This is a genomic window from Streptomyces sp. W16 (assembly GCF_033194735.1).
Classification (GTDB): Bacteria; Actinomycetota; Actinomycetes; order Streptomycetales; family Streptomycetaceae; genus Streptomyces.
On record NZ_JAWOAI010001076.1, the window covers coordinates 1 to 1,392 of the forward strand.

Below are 1,392 nucleotides of genomic sequence, written 5' to 3' on the forward strand. Positions count from 1 at the left end.
CGCTCGGCGGCGGCCTCCAGGGCGCCGCGCCCGACGAAGTCGCCGTCCTTCTCGAACTTCACGACCCGGCCGAGCCCGGCGTCGAAGGGGGTGAGCGAGGTCGACAGCTCGTGGCCGTAGAGCGGCATGCCCGCCTCCAGGCGCAGCGTGTCCCGGCAGGACAGACCGCAGGGGATCAGCCCGGCCGGCGCTCCGGCCTCGATCAGCGCCTCCCACAGCTTCTCGGCGTCACCGGGGGCGACGAACAGCTCGAAGCCGTCCTCGCCGGTGTAGCCGGTGCGGGCGATCAGCGCGGGGACGCCCGCGACCGTGCCGGGCAGGCCGGCGTAGTACTTCAGACCGTCGAGGTCGGCGTCCGTGAGCGAGGCGAGGATGCCGGGGGACTCGGGGCCCTGGACGGCGAGCAGCGCGTACGCGTCACGGTCGTCGCGGACGACGGCGTCGAAGCCGACGGCACGCTCCACCAACGAGTCCAGGACAATCTGGGCGTTGGAGGCGTTGGCCACCACCATGTACTCGGTCTCGGCCAGCCGGTAGACGATGAGGTCGTCGAGGATGCCGCCGTCGGCCCGGCAGATCATGGTGTAGCGGGCGCGGCCCACGCCCACGGAGGCGATGTTTCCGACGAGCGCGTAGTTGAGGAGAGAGGCCGCGTCCGGTCCGGTGACCGTGATCTCGCCCATGTGGGAGAGGTCGAAGAGGCCGGCCTTCGTGCGGACGGCGAGGTGTTCGTCGCGTTCGGAGCCGTAGCGCAGCGGCATGTCCCAGCCGGCGAAGTCGGTCATCGTCGCACCGAGCGAGCGGTGCAGCGCGTCGAGCGCGGTGCGGCGCTTCTCAGGGGTGGCGGTACTGCTCATCGGTCGGTCTCCCAAGGCATGACGGCGAGGTCGTTCCTCCCCATCTGTCATCGGGACCTGAGAGGTTCGCCATGACCGCACGGGTCACGGGTTGCACCTTGGGTGGGACCACCGTCGCCGGCGGTCCGCTTTTCAGATGTGCCTCGCCCGCGCGGTAACTGGGCCTGAGAGATTCAAGGGAGGGACTTGCTCCTTCGGCGCCCCGGACGACGTACGACTGACGACGTACGGCTGGGGACTCTCCCGCGCGGATTCAAGCGGCCGGTATGCAGTTAGGCGCGCACATCATCGCACAGGCTTTGTAACAGGCCTGTGGCCGGAAGCGAACGGAACCGCGAGACACCGTGCATTACCTTCTCTTTACGTTCGGTGGGGAGAACCTTTCCTGACCCCGCAGGGAGGACGATCACGGTGACAAGGACCACGGCGTACGCCACGACCTCGGCCGTCGCGCTGCCCGAGCAGCCCTCGGCCCCGGCCAGGGAGGCATGCCCGGCCCGCCCGGCACCGGTCGTCCGCGACCTCCGCGAGCGTG

The 1,392-nt window shown here is 69.8% G+C and carries 1 protein-coding gene, 1 pseudogene and 2 riboswitches; of the genes and pseudogenes, one reads left to right on the plus strand and one right to left on the minus strand.

Annotation, left to right across the window (positions count from 1 at the left end; all coding sequences use genetic code 11):
• On the minus strand, window positions 1-857 hold an 857-nt coding region (gcvT, locus tag R6V09_RS53205), incomplete at its 3' end, for a glycine cleavage system aminomethyltransferase GcvT (protein ID WP_317888565.1).
• A gap of 34 nt (window positions 858-891) precedes the next feature.
• A riboswitch (glycine riboswitch) is annotated at window positions 892-999 on the minus strand.
• Window positions 1,000-1,113: riboswitch (glycine riboswitch) on the minus strand.
• Between the two features lie 155 nt (window positions 1,114-1,268).
• Here gcvT and R6V09_RS53210 point away from each other — a divergent pair.
• Window positions 1,269-1,392 (plus strand): annotated as a pseudogene (locus R6V09_RS53210) (AAA family ATPase); the annotation flags it as partial.